Raw genomic sequence first — 20,147 nt, 5'->3', positions numbered from 1 at the left:
GGTTAAATATGTTGGATTTACATTTACGCCAAGGGCTGCTTGGCATACTTTTTTGTCTTATCTCATTGGTATCAATAAGTGCATATAGTGCGGTGACTTTAGACCGGACTCGGATTATTTTTCCGGGTGCGGCTAAATCCATTAATGTCACGATCACTAATGATAACCCTGAAGAAGCCTACCTAGCTCAAAGCTGGATTGAAGACCTACAAGGTAAAAAATTAACTAAAGGGGCGATTCTTGCCACTCCTCCTTTGCAGCGTATTGAACCAAGCAGTAATAGCTTGGTGCGTTTAAGCTTAACGCCTGAGTTCAGTAAATTACCCCAAGACAGAGAATCGGTATTTTATTTCAATTTACGTGAAGTACCACCGAGATCAATAGATGGGAATACATTACAAATTGCACTGCAATCACGAGTAAAGCTGTTCTACCGACCTGCCAGTATTTTGTCCGAATCAGAAACAAAATGGGCGCATAAAGTTACATTAACGAAAATAGCAAAAGGCTACCGTATCAATAATACCACACCATTTTACTTAACCGTGATTGGATTAGGGAAAAGCAAAACGGCCGCAGAGCAAAATGCTTTTAATGTGGTGATGGTGCCGCCAAAGTCTACGCATGATCTTGAGTCACCTTTATTAGCGACGCCTTATCTGACTTATATTAATGATTATGGCGGAAAACCTACACTTCAATTTCGTTGTCAAGGTGATATTTGCTCAGTCACGGGTGAATAGTCATTCTTCATACGTATTGGCTGGCAGGGCAATGATGACCAATAAACAAAAAAATTTTATAGAAGTTAAATGGTTCTACACGGTATTACTCATAGTTGGCTGCGGGTTGAGCCAATTAGTGATGGCTGAAAGCGCTGTTGTGAGTCCGCCTGTCAGTCAATTGAACTATGACGCATTACATCAAGGTAGAATACAAGTGAATGTCACTTTGTTTCATGCCCCTTGTAATTTGTCTTTCCAAGAAACTTGGAGTTTGACGGGGTGTGGCGCTGGACGGGATTATCAACAAATGAATTTGTCTGATGTGATGGCGAATACACCAGCTACTGTCCAATTTTACGATGTGCAACGGGGGGTGTCTTCTTCGCGTTATCCTCTTTCATTATTAAATGGTAATAACTTAATTTATTTGCCTGCATTGGTGAAAGATAAGCAGACGCTACGTTTAGAGGTGAACTATGAATAGGGAGGTCATCTCATTTGGTGTTTTCTTTGCTGCTATTTTAGGTTGGCAGTCTCAGGTCTTGGCGGCAAACAGTTTAGATGTCGAGTTTAGTGGTGAGCTAGTGAGAACCTCATGCAAAGTTGCGACCGAATCAATTAATAAAAAAATCACACTTTATAACTTACGGTGGCAACAGATAAATGAACATGAAACCAGTGCGGTGACACCGTTTACTATCGCTATTGATAAATGCAGCGAATCCGATTTACGAAAAAGCATAAAATTAACTTGGCAAAGCAATAGCTTAATCAATATTGGCAGCAATAGTTTTTTAACCACTAAAGGGGATAGTGGGGTATTACTGGGACTGAACGATCAGAATGAAAAACCCATTGTATGGAATACACCGGTAGTGATTAGTGATGTCAGTGTTATTGAAGGATTACAACAGATTGGTTTTGGTGTTTTTGTCCGTAAACCGGCTACCGGTGAAGCCAGAATTGGTGACTTCTCAGGTATAGTAACCTTCAATGTGGAGTATGAATAATGAGACTACTCAGTATAGTTAAAAATGTTTTTTGGTGGTTATGGGTAGTACCGCTGGGGAGTCATGCTGATGTTTTGGTTGATGTTACAGCCACAATGGTTGTTCCCGCCTGTAATATTCGTAGTGAAAATAGCAGCTCCCCCCTAAAGATTGGTTTTAACAGGGTCAACCTTGAGAATCTAAATAATACTGAGGTCGTGAAAGATTTTTCACTCTATATTTCAGGTTGTAATTTCAGTAATGAATTAGCAATACTGTTAAATCCAAAAGAGGGAAGCACTTTGTTGTATAACGGAAAAAATATATTAGCAACTAGTACTAAAGGGCTAGGTATTGATTTTAAAGATATAACAGGTGAAACAGTACGCCCATTGGAAATGGGCAAAAAACAACGTATTTATCCTGAACGAATTGAGGCTACCCTCTATCGTATGAGTATTCAAGCGCAGTTAGTCAGTGCTATTCCGGTTAATCAATTAGAGCAAGGAAAGTTTACTTCAACGGTAACGCTTTCTGTAACTTATAACTAGTGAGTATTTTGTGATGTTTACATTGGAATCCCAGTTTTTGCGGTGGAAGAAGATAAGTCTTTTAATCGCGTTAGCCTTGTTGACGGGTGGGCTTTTACTGAGCCATCAGGCTAATGCGGACTATGCGCCACGCATTCAAGATCCTAGCACGGGCTATATAATCAAGTTAGCAAGTGATTCTATCATTGCACAAAACCCTATCAAAGGCACGAATGGTAAAAATTACTATCGTGTTGGTGAACCTATCTCTATCAATGAAAACAGTATAGGAGTCAGTGTTACTGGACTTGTAAAATGTACTGGAACAAGTTGGTGGGGGGTATGGCCTGGTGGTACGGATATTCCAGCGAAGAGTGCTCATCATCGCTTGTTTATGTTTGCACCAATGGCAGGTACCGATATCGATGGTAAAGTGGCATACCGTATTAACAATAACTTAGTGATGACGGTTGACACACGTATTATGCAATGGATAAACATTGAAGGTGGGGCATGTTCACTGTCTACACCGTCGTCAACTTTGAACGCATCTGATTTTACCGTACAATTTCCTATTACGGTGACGTTTTATATTAATGAACGAATTATTGATGGGCAATTACCCATTGCTGGGATGGAGCTCGGTGGATATGTGCGCGCCTTTACTCGTTCAGGGCTAGCGCCACCTCAAACGTCATGGCCATTAAGCGATTCTTCTGTACCAATGCGTCTAGCTGCATCACAACTAAATGTGGGGTCGTCTTGCTCGACAATGACGAGCACAGGGCAAGCTGGGACGGTCAACTTACGGCATGGACAGTTAAATAGCTTAAACTACAATAGTACAGTGACAGAAAATGTTATTTATACCTGCAAATTTTCACAATCAACAAAAGTGCGATTACGTCTGGATTATGCGACTGATAGCGACCCTCAACAACGATTGCCAATGAAATCTGGTCAAAATAAAATATATAGTGAATTAACAATGATGGATGAAGTATCAGGCCAAACAGGAAAAGATTTTAAAATTGATATTCAAGATTTGAGAACGATTAAAATTAGTAGTCATATTCAAGGGACTAATGCAGTTGCTGGAGAGTATAAAGGTTCTGCTTGGCTGATCGCTACATTTGATTAAGGAACTTGCAGCAAAATGAGCTTTGTGAAAAAGAAGACAAATCCTCATAATATAAATGTCTTAAATGGGATCATTTTGCTTCTAACATTATCATGAGATTGCCGCAGCTCTAAAAGACTTATTATGACCAGTTTTTTGTAAAAATTAAGTTGATAATGAGCACTGACACATTCATCTGTTTGTTGGGTAATCCACTTTTAGCATTAGAGCTCGAAGTGGATTATAGGCCAAACATGGCTCTATGAGCTACAGAAGTAAAACTGGTGGTGAGGTTATCACTACAACTATATACGTAATATTTTTCGTAATTGAGCTTGGCGGTGATGTCTTTCCTATTAATTTTTTCTTATCATTGTTAGGATATTGCTGTTAACAGTGGCACAGATTCGCTTCAAAATATGAATAAGTTATATTTAAAGTGAATAGATCCCATTATCAAAGTGTTCGAGTTTATAAGCTATAAATCGTTACAGTTTTATTAGACCATTACAAATCGATGTGAGACAGTCCAGTAGAGCTCTACTCCAAGAGTGTGAATCATCCGCTTTTACGTATTATTATCGCAATATGGTAACAATATTAGCTGAGAGAAATATCATGATAATTAGAAACCTGATTAATGGGGAAGAAATGCAGTTATTTAAGGTCTTTAGCTGCGCAATACATGATATCGCATCAAAGGATTATACTCAGGAACAGATAAATGCATGGGTACCTAAAAATACCGACATGGCTTTATGGGCCTCTCGTATCAGAGCGTTAAAGCCTTATGTTGCGGTTATTAATGAGGAAATTGTTGGATATTCCGATCTACAACCTAATGGTTATATTGACCATTTTTTTGTTTCAGGAGAATATGCCAGACAAGGCGTTGGTACATCACTCATGAAGCATATTCATGAAGAGGCTAAGCTTCGTGGTATTAGCACTCTGACTGCAGATGTTAGTAAAACCGCCGAGGCATTTTTTCTACATAATGGCTTTTATGTTGTTGAGCGAAAATTTCCTGTGCGACATGGGGTTGTATTAGAAAATGCATCAATGAAAAAAATACTTATATCTTAACTAAAACATTAAAAATAACGCCTATCATTGAGTTTTACTCAAGACAAAGCCTGCAACAGTAGCAAATCAAACATCATCACTAAATTTGATTCGAATGAAGATATTTCAATAGTATCATTGTGATAGCTCACAGCATCGTCATAGATAGGGAAATGCAAATCTGACATGGACGCTAAACTGTTTGCGCTTGCACGGGTAAAGGCTACTACCGTCATACCTATTGTTTTTGCTATGCGTACTTTTTCTAAAACTTGCTCAGTTTCTCCTGAGCGCGAAACCGCTAAAAATACTGAGTAGCGAGATGCATTATTTATAAAGATATTTTTGCTATCACTGAGCCCAGATAAAAAGGCTTCTTTGCCTAATAACTGTAAACGCTTACTGATATATTGGGCAAATATATGCGAAAACCCCGCTCCATAAATAAAAAAAGCATTTTGTTCATTAATTAATTTAATAAAGGCGTGTTTTGTTACATCAGGTATTAAAGATTGTGTGTTTTGGTAATTGAGCTGAAATTGAGAAAATAAAGGATCGCGATTTTCAATGGATGATAAAGCTGGGCGCTCTTTTTGTGGGTTTGCAAGTTGTTGCTTACAGTAATAAATTAGTTCACTGTAACCAGAAAAATCGAGCTTTTTACACAGCCGCATAATGGTAGTGGTAGAAACATAGTTGAGCGCTGCGAGCTCTCGGATCGTAAGCTGTCCTATTTTTTCAGGATGATGAGTCAGAAAAGAGAGTATGCGGTATTCAGCTTTCGTTAAATCACCGGCCTTTGCAACCAAAGAGGCTAATCGATTGGACACTGAGATTTTCCCCTCTTCAAGTCATCTGAGAAATAAGATAAAAGAATGCTGATTGATAGTTAAGATTATCAGCATTCTTTATCCATTTCAGATGAAGTGCAAGTAAAGAGTTGTTTCTCTATTTAAGTCACAACCTTTGACGCTGATTACGCTATCAATTTACCTTCTTGATATTGTTTACGCAGCTCAGGCCAATAAGCTTTGTTCTCTTCAATCATATCATCCAGAATTTTTTTCGCGTGAACCATAGATGGAACGGTCTTATTTAATGTAAAAGCTTGTAACGCTTTTTCGTAATTTCCTTCAAGAGTCGCTTCAACTAATAGTTGTTCAGAGGCTAATTGTTGTTCTAACAGCGCTTGATGGAAACGTGGAATTTCACCAATACGAATTGGTTCTGGACCATGGGCTGTAATGTAAGCGGGAACTTCGACCATTGCATCGAAAGGTAGGCTAGCAATTGCCCCTTTATTTTCAACAATCACTAGATGACGTTGACGTAAATTAAAGGCTAATGAGCAAGCAACATCAACGATAAAGGAACCATGGACACCAACGTGGAAAGCATCAGGTAAAATACCGGTTTCTTTATAAACGCGAGCCGCTTCGAATAAACGCTTTTCACGACCATCCATCACTTCATTGGCACGAGTATACTCAGGATTTTGGTGCTCAACCATATCATTAGCCATTAAATAATATTGCAGATATGGGTTAGGAATATAATCTGGGAATGCTTCCATTAGAGGCTGAATATTACGCCAAGTTTTGACCCATGAAGGGTCTGAGTGTTGTGGATCTGTTTGTGCGGCATCTTCCGTTAATAAGCCAAATTTTGCGATGTGCTCACGTAACTGAGGCAGTTTCTCTTCACCTTTAACGCGTATAGATGTGAACCAACCAAAGTGATTTAGTCCAAAATAGTCTACATCAAGGTCATGGCGGTCAACATTGAGGATCGCTGCCATATTACGCATCGCGGCGACTGGCATGTCACAAATATTGAGTACTTTGGCATGAGGGCGTAAACGGCGAACCCCTTCTGCCACAATAGCTGCGGGGTTAGAATAGTTCACAATCCATGCGTTATTAGCATATTTTTCTACAAAATCAATTAACTCAACCATTGGCAAAATGGTACGCAGTCCATAGGCTAGACCACCAGGGCCGCAAGTTTCTTGACCTACAACACCATGGCGCAGTGGGATTTTTTCATCTTGTTCACGCATGGCATATTGGCCTACGCGCATTTGAGCAAACACAAAATGTGCTCCACTGAATGCCGTTTCTGGATCTGTGGTGACGGTAAATTTAATGGTTTCGCTATGATCACGAATCACTTTTTCTACTACTGGTGCGATAACATTTTGGCGATTAGCATCAATATCGTACAACCGAATTTCAGCAATTGGAAAGTCAGTTAAGCGCACCATTAGGCTTTTTACAATTCCTGGCGTATAGGTACTGCCGCCACCCGCGATACTCAGAATGAATGGGGGTTTATTCATGTTATTTCTCCTATTAAAGTACGGCTTCAACCGCTTCTCTCATTTTTTTGACATGCAGTCCATAGACTACCTGTACACTATTCCCATGGCGCACAACGCCTTTGGCACCTGTTTGTTTTAACGTTTCTTCATTGATGACATCAGCATCTTTTACAGTGACTCGCAAACGGGTGTAGCAGTTGTCAACACTGTCGATATTTTCTCTTCCACCCAGTCCTGCAATAATTTGCTCACCGACAGGTCCGGTTTCAGTAAGCGGTGTCGTGGACGATGCAGTAGATTGTGGTTGTTGCTGATAATCCGCTTTACTATAGAGGCGCGTTTCTTCGTCATCAGCTTCACGTCCTGGTGTTTTAAGGTTGAATCTCAAAATTAGGAAACGGAAGGTGACAAAATAGAGCGCAGCCATAATCACACCGACTAAGATATACATAGGCCAGTTTGACTTTTCGATGCCTAATGGCAGGTTATATAAGACAAAATCGATGACGCCATTTGCGCCGATAGCATGGACATCGAATAGGTAGAACAGCATCATGCCGATGCCTGTTAAAATGGCATGAGCAAAGAAAAGGATTGGGGCGACAAAGAGAAATGAAAATTCTAAAGGTTCGGTGACACCCAGTAAAAGGGACGTTGCAGCAGCTGGGATCAAAATAGCCTTGGCGATTTGTTTTTTCTCTTTCTTAGCTAACATAATCATTGCTGCTGCGGCAGCAGTTAGGCCAAACATTTTTGAAATACCACGGGCATCCCACACCACGGTAGGGCTAAGCTTAGTGACCGACGGACACGCCATTTCAGCAAAATAAATATTGCGTGCGCCTTGGTATACGGTGCCACAAACTTCTTGTACGCCACCAAGCTCGGTATAGAGGAATGGGGTATAAACGAGGTGGTGTAAGCCCGTTGGGATCAGTATGCGTTCGAGAAAGCCATAAATCATCGGCCCGAAAGCACCTGCACCATGAATGCCAAGAGCCAGTTTGGTGATCCCGGCTTGAACAAATGGCCAAATTTCGCTCATCAGCACGCCAAGTAAGATCATAAAAGGAATGGTGATAATAGAGACAAAACAATGGCCTGAGTAGATTGCCATGATGCCGTTGAATTGACGGCCTGAATATTTGTTATAGAGCCAACCTGAAAATCCGCCCGTTAATATGCCTGCAAAAACGCCCATTTCTAGCACTTGTACGCCAAGTACTAAACCGTGACCTGCTGCTCTCATTGTTTCTATAGTCAGTAATTTATCTTGCTGGGTTAGTATGATATTCATAGCATTAATAAAAATGATAAATGCGACAAGACCAATAAGTCCTGCATAACCTTTATCTTTTTTAGCCAGTCCTACCGGGATACCAACGGCAAAAATGAGCGCTAAGTTACTGAGAAGGGATACCGCTGATTTAGCGAGTAATTGACCGGTTCCTTGGATAATAGGGTGATTTAAAAAAGGTAAGTATTCAGCAAGATTACCGTTACCAAATAGATTACCGAGTGCAATATACAATCCCACAATGGGCAAGATCAGAACGGGCCCGTAAAGTGATTTACCGAAGGCTTGCAAGGCATTAATAATATTTTTCATAAAGTGTCTCGTTATTGTTATTTCACACTCAATACCATTCCAGCATCTTGCGTTGCCGACTAATCAAAATCAAGCTATCTGATTGATTTAAAAACATATCACTTTAAAAGTAACATGTTACCTTTTGCCATGTGATACAGCTCACTGACGGAATTTTAAATTTCCAATTTTTATACGGTGGAAAAACTAGAACTCATTTTAATTATTTAAGTAAGGAAGGTTTGAAGTAGTGACATAAAGAGCACGTATGAATTGACGCTGAATGCTTTAGGGTTGCTAGTATGGCTAAACATACAGATAAATATAATGTCATCTGACATTGATAAAATACTGAGTTTTAATTAAAGGAAAAAACAAGTGTCGACAATCATTTTAGCTATTATTCTCGGTATTGGTGCTACGATAGTGATGGATATTTGGTCATTAGTACTGAAATTATTCAAAATACCAACTCTTGGTATGTCTATGATTGGTCGATGGGTCGGTTATTTATTTAAAGGACGCTTTTTTCACTATCCTATTATGAAAAGTGACGCGATATATGGTGAAAGTGCGCTTGGCTGGGCTGCTCATTACGGTATTGGTATCATTTTTTCATTTATTTTTATCTATTTTGTAGGGGATAGTTGGTTTGCTCAACCTACATTTTGGCCTGCTTATATTTGGGGTGTTATTACAGTTTCAGCACCTTATTTTATGATGCAACCAGGATTTGGTTTCGGGGTTATGGGGTGTAAAACGCCGCATCCAAATAAAGTCCGTTTAATGAGTTTTCTGGCTCATAGTGCATTTGGTCTTGGACTTTATCTTACGGGATTAGTGATTAGCGACGTTATCTAAAAAAAACGATAATAATAAATCCTAATTATTATTTCAGCAAAATTATAAATTTATTTTTTATTCTGATAATATCAAAAATAGAAAATAGAACATTAAGAGTTTATTAATTTTAATTTTTAAATAGATTAAGCTCTAGTGGTATTTCACATAGAGCTTACTTTAATTGAGAGAATTTACGATTTTAAAATAATATTTTATCATATTGAACTATCAAGCTACCTTGGACCTTAGCAACAATGGGTCATTGTGTCTAAAACCCGAAACTCGATATATGGATGGTGATGTACCTAAATATGTTCTAAATCGTTTCGCGAATGATTGTTGAGAATCAAACTGGTATTTTAAAGCTATATCAATGATTTGAAGGTTTGTTGAGCAGAGGTCCTTTGCTGCTTCACTGATCCTTCTACGGCGAATATATTCACCAAGCGGCATGCCAACTATTTTTCGAAATACACGTTGTAAGTGCCATTTTGTGTATCCTGACTTTTTAGCAATATCATCAAGCAATAAACGACAAGTTAAATTTACTTCTATCCAATCAATTAATTCATTAATAATGATTGATTGGAATTGAGTGTGTTTTTGGCTATATAAAACTAATATTTCTTTATGCATAATTTATTTCCTACGGTTCTTATTTGCAGCATATCCCTCATTGTGTTGTTTTAAAATAAATAAAGATTAAACAAAGTATAATACAAATCGTGATTATGTAGTAACGAGTTTATTTATAAAAAATAAGTAAATTAAAATACATATTTCATATAAAACCAGCTATTAACATTCATGCTAAGTTGAGTGATAAGCGATTTTTCATATTTATCTACTGTAAATCCTAAATTTTCATATAGCTTTTTTGCACCAGTATTATTCTGTGCAACATATAATGAGATATAATCTATATTATTGTTTTTACTTATGTATTCCATAATCCAGCGTAGAATATATTTACCAATTCCTTTACCTTGGAATTGGTTACTTACCCCAATGTAAGAGATATAGGCTTCATGATCATCTGGTGAGTGGTTGAATAACGAACAGATCCATGTGGCTTTTATTGTTTTTAATAACCCAAATTGTCGACTTAGTTTGAGTGCTGAACTTGCAAAATTTAGGTTTGTTACTGGCTTATCAGTTGCCATGCAGATACCAAAGGCTGCTACGATTTCGCCTTTATAAGAGGCAACATATTGTTGCTCAGATTGTTCAATAAAATGTAATTTCCATAATTCATTGAACAAAGATTGTTGTTCGGCTTTTGACGAAAATTTAAGTTTGTTAAATTTATTAGCAAAAGACTGAAAAAATAGCGCTGACGATGCTAAAACTGAGTTCTCAGAAAGAGGTTCTATGATTAAGTCGCTAACATCGAAATCCGATTTTTCATTTAACATTTTCAATCCTTTTTTAATTATAGCAATAAGTGTTTTAAACTCAGTTAATTGGACTTATTGCTATTCGACTAGTTTATAAAACTGATATTTTACATGATTCTCTTAGTGATCGCTTAGCTAGGAATGTGCGCTTTTAACCGCCAGTAGGTTAAAAGAATTAGCAGCGAAATGACGATGGAGAGAATATTCATGCTTTGCCACCCTAAAGTGAAAAATAACACACCGGCACCAAGGCTTCCAACCCCACCAAAAAAGTAGATCAAAAAATCAGTCATACCTTGCACTTTGGCTTTTTCATGAGGTTCATAGCAGTGAGGTAATAAATTTGTAGTACTGATTAATATTAAATTCCAAGCAACACCAACAAAGATACCCGCTAATAAATAGTGATAAAAACTATGACCAATCAAGTTCATGACGGCAGATAACATAAGTAAAATGACGCCACAAAAAATAATACGCTTAGCCCCGAGATGATGTACGAGTAGCCCAGTAAAGAAAGAAGGGGCAAACATACCTAAAATATGAAATTGGAAAACAATTGCGATTGATGAAAAAGGAAAGTCATGCTGTTTCATCGACAATGGAATTGAAGCGAAAGTGAAAACGACAATCGCGTAACCCACGGCACTAACAAAGGCAGTTAATCTTAATATTGGTTGAGAATACAAAATTTTATAACTACGTTTTACTGCATTTTTCTCTTCGGATGTTTTAGTGATTTTCTTCAATGGAACGATGAGCAGCAAAAGAAATGCAATCAAATAAATACCGATTAACGCAGTGAACGGCCCTGCAAATGGATACTTTGCAAAAAATCCTTGAGTTGTTATTGCGAGGGTCGGCCCTATGAGCGCGGCGACAATACCACCACTCATGACTAACCCAATTGCTTTAGCATGTAGGTATTTAGGGGCTTCATCTAATGCCGCAAAACGAAATTGCTGTGCAGTACCAATTGCAATTCCAGTAAAGAATAAGCCAATCGAAAAATAAATGAGATTACTTTCTAAAACACCAATAATTGATAGAATAGCACCGATTAACCCACCAATATTTCCAATAATAAAACCTATCCTTCTTGAATACCTTTGCATTAAATAAGCAATTGGAATGGTGGCCATAATTAGGCCAACATATTGACTTAATAAGGGAATTGTTGAATAGGTCGGATCTGTCGCGAGAGATTCTCCGATCACGACAGCAACAGAAAGTACAATCGCATTTCCAGTTATAAACAAAGAAAGAGAAATGGCTAACCACCAAACTGATTTTGGCATGAGATCCTCAATATATTAAAAATAAATGTTATTGTTATTGCTGTATTAAACGGAGTTTTCATGCTGTTATTTTTATAACTGCAATCATTTTGGTTTAAGTTATGAATCGAATTTTACAACTTCAAGTTGACTTTAAGTCAAGAGGGATTCGCAATATTTCCACTCTATTTTTATTGGTGATTTATTCTTATATTTTAAATAATATCGGAGTATTCAACTAATAGAATGGTTTGTGACTTAGGTCTCATTTAATGCGTGTACGTTATAAAAATAAAAAAAAGGATTGTCAGGGGAAAAAAATTATGTTTTCTTAAAGACAGTTAAAAAATAAAAATGAATAATTTAAACAAGATAGATTAAACAGGAAGAACCCGTGAATATGACGACTAATCACTTAAACCTACTACTACTTACCGCGCCATGTGCCGCGGTGGTCGTGCGTGTGGTGGTGGTCGTGGGCTTAGCGCCGTAACGGGTCAAATCAACGCAGATTTTGAAACCCCGCCGGCGCAAACCGAGCGGGGTTTTTTATGACTCTTCGCTTGGACCCGCAGGCAAGTGAAGGATAAAAATTATGAGCGAGTCGGATACAATATCACCACGGAAAACCCGTTATACAGGCGCGGAATTAATTGTTCACCTCTTAGAAAAACATGGTATTACGCTTGTTTCCGGTATACCAGGTGGCGCGGCATTACCTTTCTACGATGCTTTAGGGCAAAGTAAAAAAATACAGCATATTCTTGCACGCCATGAACAAGGCGCAGGTTTTATTGCTCAAGGGATTGCCCGCACAACGGGTAAAGCTGCTGTATGTATTTCATCAAGTGGGCCGGGAGCTACTAATCTTGTTACGGCTATCGCCGATGCAAAACTAGATTCTATCCCTTTAGTTTGTATTACTGGCCAAGTTCCTTCTTCCATGATCGGTACTGATGCATTCCAAGAAGTGGATACTTATGGTATTTCCATTCCTGTGACTAAACATAATTATTTGGTACGTAATATCAATGAATTACCACAAGTTATTTGTGATGCATTTCGTATTGCAGAATCAGGGCGGCCTGGACCTGTCTGGATTGATATCCCAAAGGATGTTCAAACCGCAACTATAGAATTAGCTGAATTGCCTGATATTTCGCCTAAAGATAAACCACCTAGCTTTGAGATGGAAAAAGTCATTCAAGCAGCGAAAATGATCAATGAATCTAAGCATCCCGTTCTTTATTTAGGTGGCGGTGTTATTAGTTCCGAGTCAACGAGTACAGCTATCGCTTTTGCAGAAAAAGCTTCATTACCGACTACCATGACATTAATGGCTTTGGGGACGTTACCGATCCAGCACCCGCTTTATCTGGGGATGTTAGGTATGCACGCTGCTCGTAGCACTAATATGGTGATGGAAGAATCTGATTTACTGATTGTTATCGGTGCTCGATTTGATGACCGTGCGATTGGTCGCGCTGAAAAATTTTGTCCGAATGCAAAAATCATTCATGTTGATATCGATAAAGCCGAAATCAGCAAAATTAAGCGGCCAGACATTGCTATCCATGCAGATGCAGGACAAATATTGGAATTACTGTTACCACTTGTCGAACGAAATGAGCGTAAAGAATGGTTGCAGCAAGTTAATGAATTAAAACAAAATTATGCTTTAGATCTAAGCGAAGCAGATAATCCACTTAGCCATTATGGGTTAGTACTTGCCACGGCGCGTGCTGCTGGGGAAGAGGCTATTGTGACCACAGATGTAGGGCAGCACCAAATGTGGGCCGCACAAGTTTATCCTTTGACGCGCCCACGCCAATGGTTAACGTCGGGTGGGTTAGGTACGATGGGTTTCGGTCTGCCCGCGGCTATTGGTGCAGCGCTAGCGAATCCGGATAAAACCGTGGTTTGTTTTACGGGTGATGGAAGTTTAATGATGAATATTCAGGAGTTGGCAACTGCGGCGGAGCACAATCTCAATATAAAAATCGTGTTAATGAATAATCAAGCTTTAGGAATGGTACATCAGCAACAAAATTTGTTTTTTGAAAATCGTATATTTGCTGCAGCTTATCCGTATCAGACTGACTTTGTTAAAATTGCGGCAGGCTTTGGTTTACAAACTTGTGACTTAAATAATGAAGCTGATCCTGAAATGGCGCTTGAGGTCATGATGAATAGAAAAGGCCCTTGTTTAATTCATGCCTTGATCGATGTAAATCAGAAGGTCTATCCAATGGTTCCACCCGGTGCCGCTAATATTGACATGATCGGAGCGTAATTATGACACTTGAATATCAGCCAATTGCATTAGAGTTAATCGTTCGTAACCATCCGGGGGTGATGTCACATATTTGTGGTTTGTTTGCCCGCCGCGCATTTAACGTTGACGGCATTCTCTGTATGCCTATAAAAGGTAAAGATGAAAGCCGTATTTGGCTATTAGTTCAAAATGACGAACGTTTATCTCAGATGGTTAATCAAGTCGAAAAACTTGAAGATGTAAAAGAGGTTCGTTTTAGCGATGATTTACGTTTGTTTGAGACCATGCAAAATTATTTGCAGTAAGACTTAATTCTTCCTTTTAATCAGTCTGCAATCTGTGTTCAATTTTTTATGAACATAGATTACAGGCTGATTTTTATTTTAGAGTACGCTACTTTTATAGTGATATAAACGGTATTGAATCTCAAAATTGCAACATTTGTTTGTTTTTAGATTGAATTGTTTCTTAAAACGAACAGTGGTGATATAACAAGGTTATTGAAAAAAGAATCTCCATAAAGACGTCACTTATTGGGGAAAGCATTTATAAAGGCTGATTTTTATGCAAAATAATATTTATCTTACTGATACTTATCAATATGAAGTGGAAACGATGCTACTAGCACAAGGAGAAGATGAAGAAGGGCGCTGGGTTGCTCTGACAGATAATATTTTTCATCCTCAAGGTGGTGGGCAACCCGTTGATACTGCTTGGATAAATAATGAGCTTGTTCGAATTAAGAAACAGCTTAATGGTTTAATTATTGCTTATATTCCGAATGAATTAGTTCTGAATGAAGGTGAACAAGTTAAAGCGCATATTGATGGTGAAAAGCGTCGTCGCTATGCGGCTCTGCATACAGCGGGGCATTTGTTAAACTGGGAATTGCGACGCTTTGGTTGGATGGCTCAAAAAGGACATCATTTTCCTGATGAATCACGCGTTGAGTTCACCATGTACTCTGATGATGCGACGCCTTTTGAACAGTTAGATAGTCAGCAAATTGAATTAATTGTTAATCAAAGCCTAAACAGTCAACGGGTTGTAGAAATCATTCAAAAGGGTGAACTACGCATTAGTTATATTGATCAAACGGAAGAAATGCCTTGTGGTGGTACGCATGTAAATGCATTGGAATGTATTGAGGATTTTTCTATAAAATCAATGAAATATAAGAAAAATGTATTGCGCATTAGCTATGATGCAAAACATATCGCGGTTTAAATGCCATCACTAAGATGGGAATACGTCATCACAACGGTGGCTTGTACATCTTCTTCCATGCATAAGTAGGCGTGGGGCAAATCACCACTAAATGCATAAAAATCACCTGCTTCCAGTACAATAGTTTGAGAGTCATTCAAACGTAACATGAGTGAACCTGAATGCAACATAATGTGTTCATGGGTTCCACTCATGTGTGCTGGGCTATTAATAAGAGCCCCTCGTTTCATATTTAGTTGCCAAATTTCTGAAATATTTCCCATATTAATGCGAAATTTAAACTGTTGTGAGTAATCTTCGTCAGAAGGCGATGATTTTACCAAATAGGGGTAGGCTTCATGCTGGCGAGTGAATAAATCACTTAAAGGAAAGCGTAAAGCAATCGCAATTGCCTCTAAAGTATCAATGCGCGGGTTAGAGCCGCCGGATTCTAATTTAGATAATGCGGCTTTAGATATTCCAGATAGGCGAGATAATTCATTTAAGGAAAGGTTTCTAGCTTGCCTTAGGAGGCGCACTTTTTGCCCAATTTTTATATTAATCCTTTTATCCATGACTCATCTTTCCTTAAGCTCTAATTTATTCTGTTAATTCTACCATCATGAAAATGAAATGTCAGAAAATCACCGATATAGACATATTATTTTGCAGATAATGTAGGGTTATTAATAATAAATATTTGATATTTTAACTGCAAAAAAAATAACACTATTTAATGTGCTCGGAAGAATTTATAGTAGGAAAATTGAAAAATTAAGGAATTCACGACTATGCCATTTGAATTATTATCTCTTGATATGGCAATTTGTTTTGTCACATTATTGTTTGCTTATTTAGTCTTTGGTATGGCAGGTTTTGGTTCCGCATTAATTGCAACGCCAGTATTGGCACTTTATCTACCTTTAAGCATGATTGTCCCCATATTAGCGTTGATCGATTTAACAGCGGCGGTTTTAAATTTGTTTAAAGATGGAAAAAATGCAGATTATCAGGAAATAAAATGGATTATTCCATTAATGGTAGTTGGAAGTTTAATTGGTGCGGCTATTTTATTAAAAACACGTCCTGATATTCTTGTTTTATTACTGGGGATTTTTGTTATTGGTTATGTGTTGAATGCTTTTTTTTCAAAGAAGAAAAAAGCCCCGTTTTCTAAAGCGTATGTTGTGCCATTTAGCCTCATTGGTGGGGTTTTTAGTGCTTTATTTGGTAGTGGTGGTTTTATCTACGCGATGTATTTATCGAGTCGAATTGAAGATAAACAGCGGTTTCGTACAACTCAAATGACATTAATTGGCTTTAGTACCTTAACTCGAGTGATTATCTTTTTAGTGATGGGCGTTTACCTTAACCTTGATATCTTATTGGTAGCTCTTGCTTTTTCACCCGCGATGTTGATAGGTACATGGGCAGGACGACATATTACATTAAGAATATCTCGAGAAGCTTTCTTGAAGACAATTAATATTGTTATTTTAGTTTCAGGTATCGCTTTGTTATATCGCTATTTCTTTGTTCTTTAATTTTTATTACTCTATTAAGAACACAAATACATAATAAATTATTTTTATTTAATTTAGCAGGGTAATCTATAGGTTATGCTACAATTACCACATGCATTATGCTTTTTATTTAATTATTCGTGATTTTTAATCTCAACTAAATATTGTTTTTATGGAGTTTAATTCTGTTACTTTTATTCAAGTAAGCAGATTAATGTCAAAATGAGTCCTGATAATCAGCGTTTACAAAATATTCGACGTTCACCTTCCTTTGCTATTTTTACAATCACAACAAGTATCGCTGTGATTGGTATTGTTATTGGCTTAAGTATTCCAATGGTGGCGCTTAGATTAAATAATTATGGTGTTGGCGAATTGTATATTGGTATTATTTCTGCCGCGCCAGCTTTGGGGATGTTTTTAATCGCCCCGGTGGTTCAACGTATTGTTCAATGGTGCGGTAAACGAAAAGCTATGTTGGCTGCGACCGTTATTTCAGCGATTAGTTTGTTACCTTTACTGAGCTCCTTACCGCTTTGGTTATTATTTCCATTACGTTTAATTACAGGTCTAGCGAGTGGTGTATTGATTTGTTTAGGGGAGACATGGATTAATGAACTGTCTTCCGAAAACAAACGTGGGCGAATATTAGCGATATATACGACGGTCTTTACTGTTAGTCAGTTACTTGGACCTTCTTTTATTGCTTATTACGGTGTTGAAGATAAATCGCCACTGTTGATTTGTACGTTAATTCACCTTATTTCAGTTGCACTTTTTTTATTGATGGATCAAAAAATAGGCGATCGCATTGCTAAGACAGCCAGTAAATCTCATTTTTCGATCCTTCAGTTTGTGAAAGTTGCCCCGGGTATTTGCGCTGGAATTGTCTTTTTTGCCTTTTTTGATGGCACAATTCTGTCTATGTTTCCTATCTATGGCATGGGAATGGGGCATACAGAAGCCGTTGCAGCATTGATGATAAGTGCAATACTTGCCGGTGACGCAATTATGCAAATGCCTTTTGGCTGGCTTGCTGATCATATGAATCGAGAAAAACTGTATAGAATATGTGGTGTCGTGACCTTGGGGGCAAGCATATTATTACCCGTGGTGATCACTAATACTTATTTAATTTGGTTATTGTTATTTGTATTAGGCGCGACAGCAGGTGCAATTTATACGATTGCGTTAGTGCAAATTGGACAATATTTTAAAGGTAATGAGTTAATTATCGCTAATGCAGCAGCCGCAATGTTATGGGGACTCGGCAATCTTTCAGGGCCTTTATTAGCGGGTGTGGCGACAACTATTTCACCTTTAGGATTACCTGTCTTATTAATTTTGGGTGCGGCTGTATTTTTGTGGTTCACTCGTGAAAAATATAGCGCTCAAGTTACAGTGCAAGCCACACCGTAAGCTTTATTATTCAGTAGGTCTGTAGTTGGGCTCTTATCGTTAACTACAGATCTATAGCCACATTTTTGTACTGCACCACAGCTCAACTTATATTTAATCCATATGCAAAAACAGTTATATTCCTCATCATAATCACATTATGAATATCTTTTTTGGGTGTTTTTTCGAATAAATTGACAGAATTAATACAGCAATCGTATTAACCTAAAACGTAAAAACACTTGATTAACGACCCATTTTCAAACGATAATTGCTTTCCTCACAGTATCCCGTTCTCTTTTTTTAAAGCCAAACGTTTGCGTTATTGTTTTTATTGGGAATTATTTCTCAATTTATGCAATTTTTTTCAAAACGTAATCGATTACGTAAGGTTTGCTAAGTCTGCTTAATGCGATTAGTTAAGAAAAAGAATTCGGTATTTTTGAAAAAAATTACATCGCTAAATCAATTGATTTTAGACACTAACAGCAGAGGTACGCCATGTCAGGCCAACAGGCTTCATCCAATTGTAAATTGGATTCATATTTTAAGATATCAGCGCGAGGCTCATCAGTTCGTCGCGAAATCATTGCAGGCTTAACGACGTTTTTAGCGATGGTTTATTCTGTCATCGTGGTTCCTGGCATGTTAGGGCAGGCTGGTTTTCCACCGACCGCCGTATTTATTGCAACCTGTTTAGTGGCGGGTTTTGGTTCTTTGTTGATGGGATTATGGGCTAATTTGCCGATGGCAATTGGTTGTGCGATTTCATTAACCGCGTTCACCGCGTTTAGCTTAGTTCTTGGGCAACAAATTACAATCCCTGTGGCGCTAGGTGCCGTCTTTTTAATGGGGTGTCTGTTTACTTTAATCTCAGTCACGGGAATTCGTAGTTGGATTTTACGCAATATGCCGATGGGGATTGCTCATGGTACGGGTATCGGTATTGGCTTATTTTTATTATTAATTGCGGCTAATGGTGTTGGCTTAGTGATTAAAAATCCAAATGCAGGACTGCCTGTTGCACTCGGTGAATTTACATCTTTCCCTGTGTTGATGTCTTTAGCGGGCTTGGCAGTTATTTTTGGTTTAGAAAAACGTCGTGTACCGGGTGGCGTTTTATTGGTTATTATCGCGATATCAATCCTCGGTTTGATTTTTGATCCTACAGTAAAATACCAAGGTTTCTTTAAGTTACCTTCATTTGGTGAAGATGGCCTTTCTCTTATGTTTAGCATGGATATCATGGGCGCTTTACAGCCGATGGTACTTCCGAGCCTATTAGCGCTTGTGATGACAGCTGTATTTGATGCGACAGGTACTATTCGCGCGGTTGCTGGGCAAGCTAATTTGCTCGATAAAGACGGTCAAATTATTGATGGCGGTAAAGCATTAACAGCTGACTCCGTGAGTAGCATTTTTGCGGGGGTTATCGGTGCGTCCCCAGCGGCTGTGTATATTGAATCAGCTGCGGGTACTGCTGCGGGGGGGCGTACAGGTTTAACGGCGGTCGTCGTCGGTGTTTTATTCCTCTTCATTTTATTCTTATCACCACTTTCTTATCTTGTCCCTGCTTATGCAACTGCGCCAGCGCTGATGTATGTTGGGTTGCTAATGTTAAGTAACGTCTCAAAATTAGATTTTGATGATTTTGTCGATTCGATGTCAGGTCTGCTTTGTGCGGTATTTATCGTTCTGACTTGTAATATCGTCACAGGTATTATGTTGGGCTTTGCATCACTGGTCATTGGTCGCCTATGTGCGGGTGAATGGCGTAAGCTGAACATTGGAACTATCGTTATTGCCGTTCTTTTAGTAGCGTTTTATGCTGCTGATTTGGCGATTTAGCCATTTTCATATCAATAGAAGGGCGGCATTAGTCGCCCTTTAA

Annotated in this window: 21 protein-coding genes; 14 read left to right on the top strand and 7 right to left on the bottom strand. The window is 38.3% G+C overall.

Annotated elements, in window-relative coordinates; all coding sequences use genetic code 11:
- Window positions 1-8: 8 nt before the first annotated feature.
- The 6 genes from DD649_RS05880 (at window position 9) to DD649_RS05855 (ending at window position 4,450) form a co-directional block, all read left to right on the top strand.
- Window positions 9-743: a molecular chaperone gene (locus DD649_RS05880; protein WP_294104609.1), complete on the top strand. Its 735-nt coding sequence runs from the start codon at window positions 9-11 to the stop codon at window positions 741-743.
- A gap of 31 nt (window positions 744-774) precedes the next feature.
- Window positions 775-1,209 (top strand): fimbrial protein, encoded by a 435-nt coding sequence (locus DD649_RS05875; RefSeq protein ID WP_294104604.1) that lies wholly within the window; start codon window positions 775-777, stop codon window positions 1,207-1,209.
- Window positions 1,202-1,735 (top strand): fimbrial protein, encoded by a 534-nt coding sequence (locus DD649_RS05870; protein WP_294104602.1) that lies wholly within the window; start codon window positions 1,202-1,204, stop codon window positions 1,733-1,735. The genes DD649_RS05875 and DD649_RS05870 overlap by 8 nt, the downstream gene beginning before the upstream one ends.
- Window positions 1,735-2,265, top strand: coding sequence for a fimbrial protein (locus DD649_RS05865; RefSeq protein WP_294104598.1), 531 nt, complete (start codon window positions 1,735-1,737; stop codon window positions 2,263-2,265). Before DD649_RS05870 ends, DD649_RS05865 begins: the two co-directional genes overlap by 1 nt.
- Before the next feature lie 13 nt (window positions 2,266-2,278).
- On the top strand, window positions 2,279-3,385 hold the full coding sequence (locus DD649_RS05860; protein WP_294104676.1) for an adhesin: 1,107 nt from the start codon (window positions 2,279-2,281) through the stop codon (window positions 3,383-3,385).
- Window positions 3,386-3,982: 597 nt separating this feature from the next.
- Entirely contained in the window at window positions 3,983-4,450 is a 468-nt protein-coding gene (locus DD649_RS05855) for a GNAT family N-acetyltransferase (RefSeq protein WP_294104596.1), read from the top strand.
- 38 nt (window positions 4,451-4,488) lie between these two features.
- On the opposite strand, the gene DD649_RS05850 is transcribed toward DD649_RS05855, so the two are convergent.
- From DD649_RS05850 to DD649_RS05840, 3 genes are all read right to left on the bottom strand, one after another.
- Window positions 4,489-5,259: a MurR/RpiR family transcriptional regulator gene (locus tag DD649_RS05850; protein WP_336429505.1), complete on the bottom strand. Its 771-nt coding sequence runs from the start codon at window positions 5,257-5,259 to the stop codon at window positions 4,489-4,491.
- A 146-nt stretch (window positions 5,260-5,405) separates the two neighbouring features.
- Window positions 5,406-6,767 carry a 6-phospho-alpha-glucosidase gene (locus tag DD649_RS05845; RefSeq protein ID WP_294104592.1) on the bottom strand — a complete coding sequence of 454 codons (1,362 nt, stop codon included), beginning with the start codon at window positions 6,765-6,767 and terminating at the stop codon, window positions 5,406-5,408.
- A gap of 13 nt (window positions 6,768-6,780) precedes the next feature.
- Window positions 6,781-8,358 carry a PTS transporter subunit EIIC gene (locus tag DD649_RS05840; RefSeq protein WP_294104590.1) on the bottom strand — a complete coding sequence of 526 codons (1,578 nt, stop codon included), beginning with the start codon at window positions 8,356-8,358 and terminating at the stop codon, window positions 6,781-6,783.
- A gap of 357 nt (window positions 8,359-8,715) precedes the next feature.
- Between DD649_RS05840 and DD649_RS05835 the strand changes: the two genes are divergently transcribed.
- On the top strand, window positions 8,716-9,198 hold the full coding sequence (locus tag DD649_RS05835) for a DUF2938 family protein (RefSeq protein ID WP_294104588.1): 483 nt from the start codon (window positions 8,716-8,718) through the stop codon (window positions 9,196-9,198).
- Window positions 9,199-9,408: 210 nt separating this feature from the next.
- Here the strand turns inward: DD649_RS05835 and DD649_RS05830 are convergent, their stop codons facing one another.
- The 3 genes from DD649_RS05830 to DD649_RS05820 form a co-directional block, all read right to left on the bottom strand.
- Window positions 9,409-9,816 carry a helix-turn-helix domain-containing protein gene (locus DD649_RS05830; RefSeq protein WP_336429500.1) on the bottom strand — a complete coding sequence of 136 codons (408 nt, stop codon included), beginning with the start codon at window positions 9,814-9,816 and terminating at the stop codon, window positions 9,409-9,411.
- 131 nt (window positions 9,817-9,947) lie between these two features.
- Window positions 9,948-10,595 carry an N-acetyltransferase gene (locus DD649_RS05825; protein ID WP_294104585.1) on the bottom strand — a complete coding sequence of 216 codons (648 nt, stop codon included), beginning with the start codon at window positions 10,593-10,595 and terminating at the stop codon, window positions 9,948-9,950.
- A 113-nt stretch (window positions 10,596-10,708) separates the two neighbouring features.
- Window positions 10,709-11,875 carry an MFS transporter gene (locus tag DD649_RS05820; protein WP_294104583.1) on the bottom strand — a complete coding sequence of 389 codons (1,167 nt, stop codon included), beginning with the start codon at window positions 11,873-11,875 and terminating at the stop codon, window positions 10,709-10,711.
- Between the two features lie 379 nt (window positions 11,876-12,254).
- Between DD649_RS05820 and ivbL the strand changes: the two genes are divergently transcribed.
- From ivbL to DD649_RS05800, 4 genes are all read left to right on the top strand, one after another.
- Window positions 12,255-12,347, top strand: a complete 93-nt coding sequence (gene ivbL, locus DD649_RS05815; RefSeq protein ID WP_294104581.1) for an ilvB operon leader peptide IvbL — start codon at window positions 12,255-12,257, stop codon at window positions 12,345-12,347.
- A 102-nt stretch (window positions 12,348-12,449) separates the two neighbouring features.
- The gene (gene ilvB / locus DD649_RS05810) at window positions 12,450-14,147 is read left to right on the top strand and encodes an acetolactate synthase large subunit (RefSeq protein ID WP_294104579.1); all 1,698 of its coding nucleotides are present in this window, start codon (window positions 12,450-12,452) and stop codon (window positions 14,145-14,147) included.
- A 2-nt stretch (window positions 14,148-14,149) separates the two neighbouring features.
- Window positions 14,150-14,434 (top strand): acetolactate synthase small subunit, encoded by a 285-nt coding sequence (ilvN, locus tag DD649_RS05805; protein ID WP_294104577.1) that lies wholly within the window; start codon window positions 14,150-14,152, stop codon window positions 14,432-14,434.
- A gap of 259 nt (window positions 14,435-14,693) precedes the next feature.
- Entirely contained in the window at window positions 14,694-15,356 is a 663-nt protein-coding gene (locus DD649_RS05800) for a hypothetical protein (RefSeq protein WP_294104575.1), read from the top strand.
- Here DD649_RS05800 and DD649_RS05795 read toward each other — a convergent pair.
- A complete protein-coding gene (locus DD649_RS05795) occupies window positions 15,353-15,910 on the bottom strand; it encodes a helix-turn-helix transcriptional regulator (RefSeq protein WP_294104573.1) in 558 nt (185 codons plus the stop codon). The two genes, DD649_RS05800 and DD649_RS05795, sit on opposite strands and share 4 nt — an antisense overlap.
- 216 nt (window positions 15,911-16,126) lie before the next feature.
- Between DD649_RS05795 and DD649_RS05790 the strand changes: the two genes are divergently transcribed.
- The 3 genes from DD649_RS05790 to DD649_RS05780 all read left to right on the top strand — a co-directional run bounded on the left by DD649_RS05790 (window position 16,127) and on the right by DD649_RS05780 (window position 20,104).
- Window positions 16,127-16,879, top strand: a complete 753-nt coding sequence (locus DD649_RS05790) for a sulfite exporter TauE/SafE family protein (RefSeq protein WP_294104571.1) — start codon at window positions 16,127-16,129, stop codon at window positions 16,877-16,879.
- Window positions 16,880-17,080: 201 nt separating this feature from the next.
- Complete coding sequence (locus DD649_RS05785; RefSeq protein ID WP_294104570.1) at window positions 17,081-18,277, top strand: MFS transporter; 1,197 nt, start codon at window positions 17,081-17,083, stop codon at window positions 18,275-18,277.
- A 480-nt stretch (window positions 18,278-18,757) separates the two neighbouring features.
- Window positions 18,758-20,104: an NCS2 family permease gene (locus DD649_RS05780; protein WP_294104568.1), complete on the top strand. Its 1,347-nt coding sequence runs from the start codon at window positions 18,758-18,760 to the stop codon at window positions 20,102-20,104.
- The last annotated feature ends 43 nt before the right edge of the window (window positions 20,105-20,147 follow it).

It is taken from the genome of Providencia sp. (genome assembly GCF_003533305.1).
GTDB lineage: Bacteria > Pseudomonadota > Gammaproteobacteria > Enterobacterales > Enterobacteriaceae > Providencia.
This window is presented reverse-complemented; position numbering and strand designations above follow the sequence as displayed.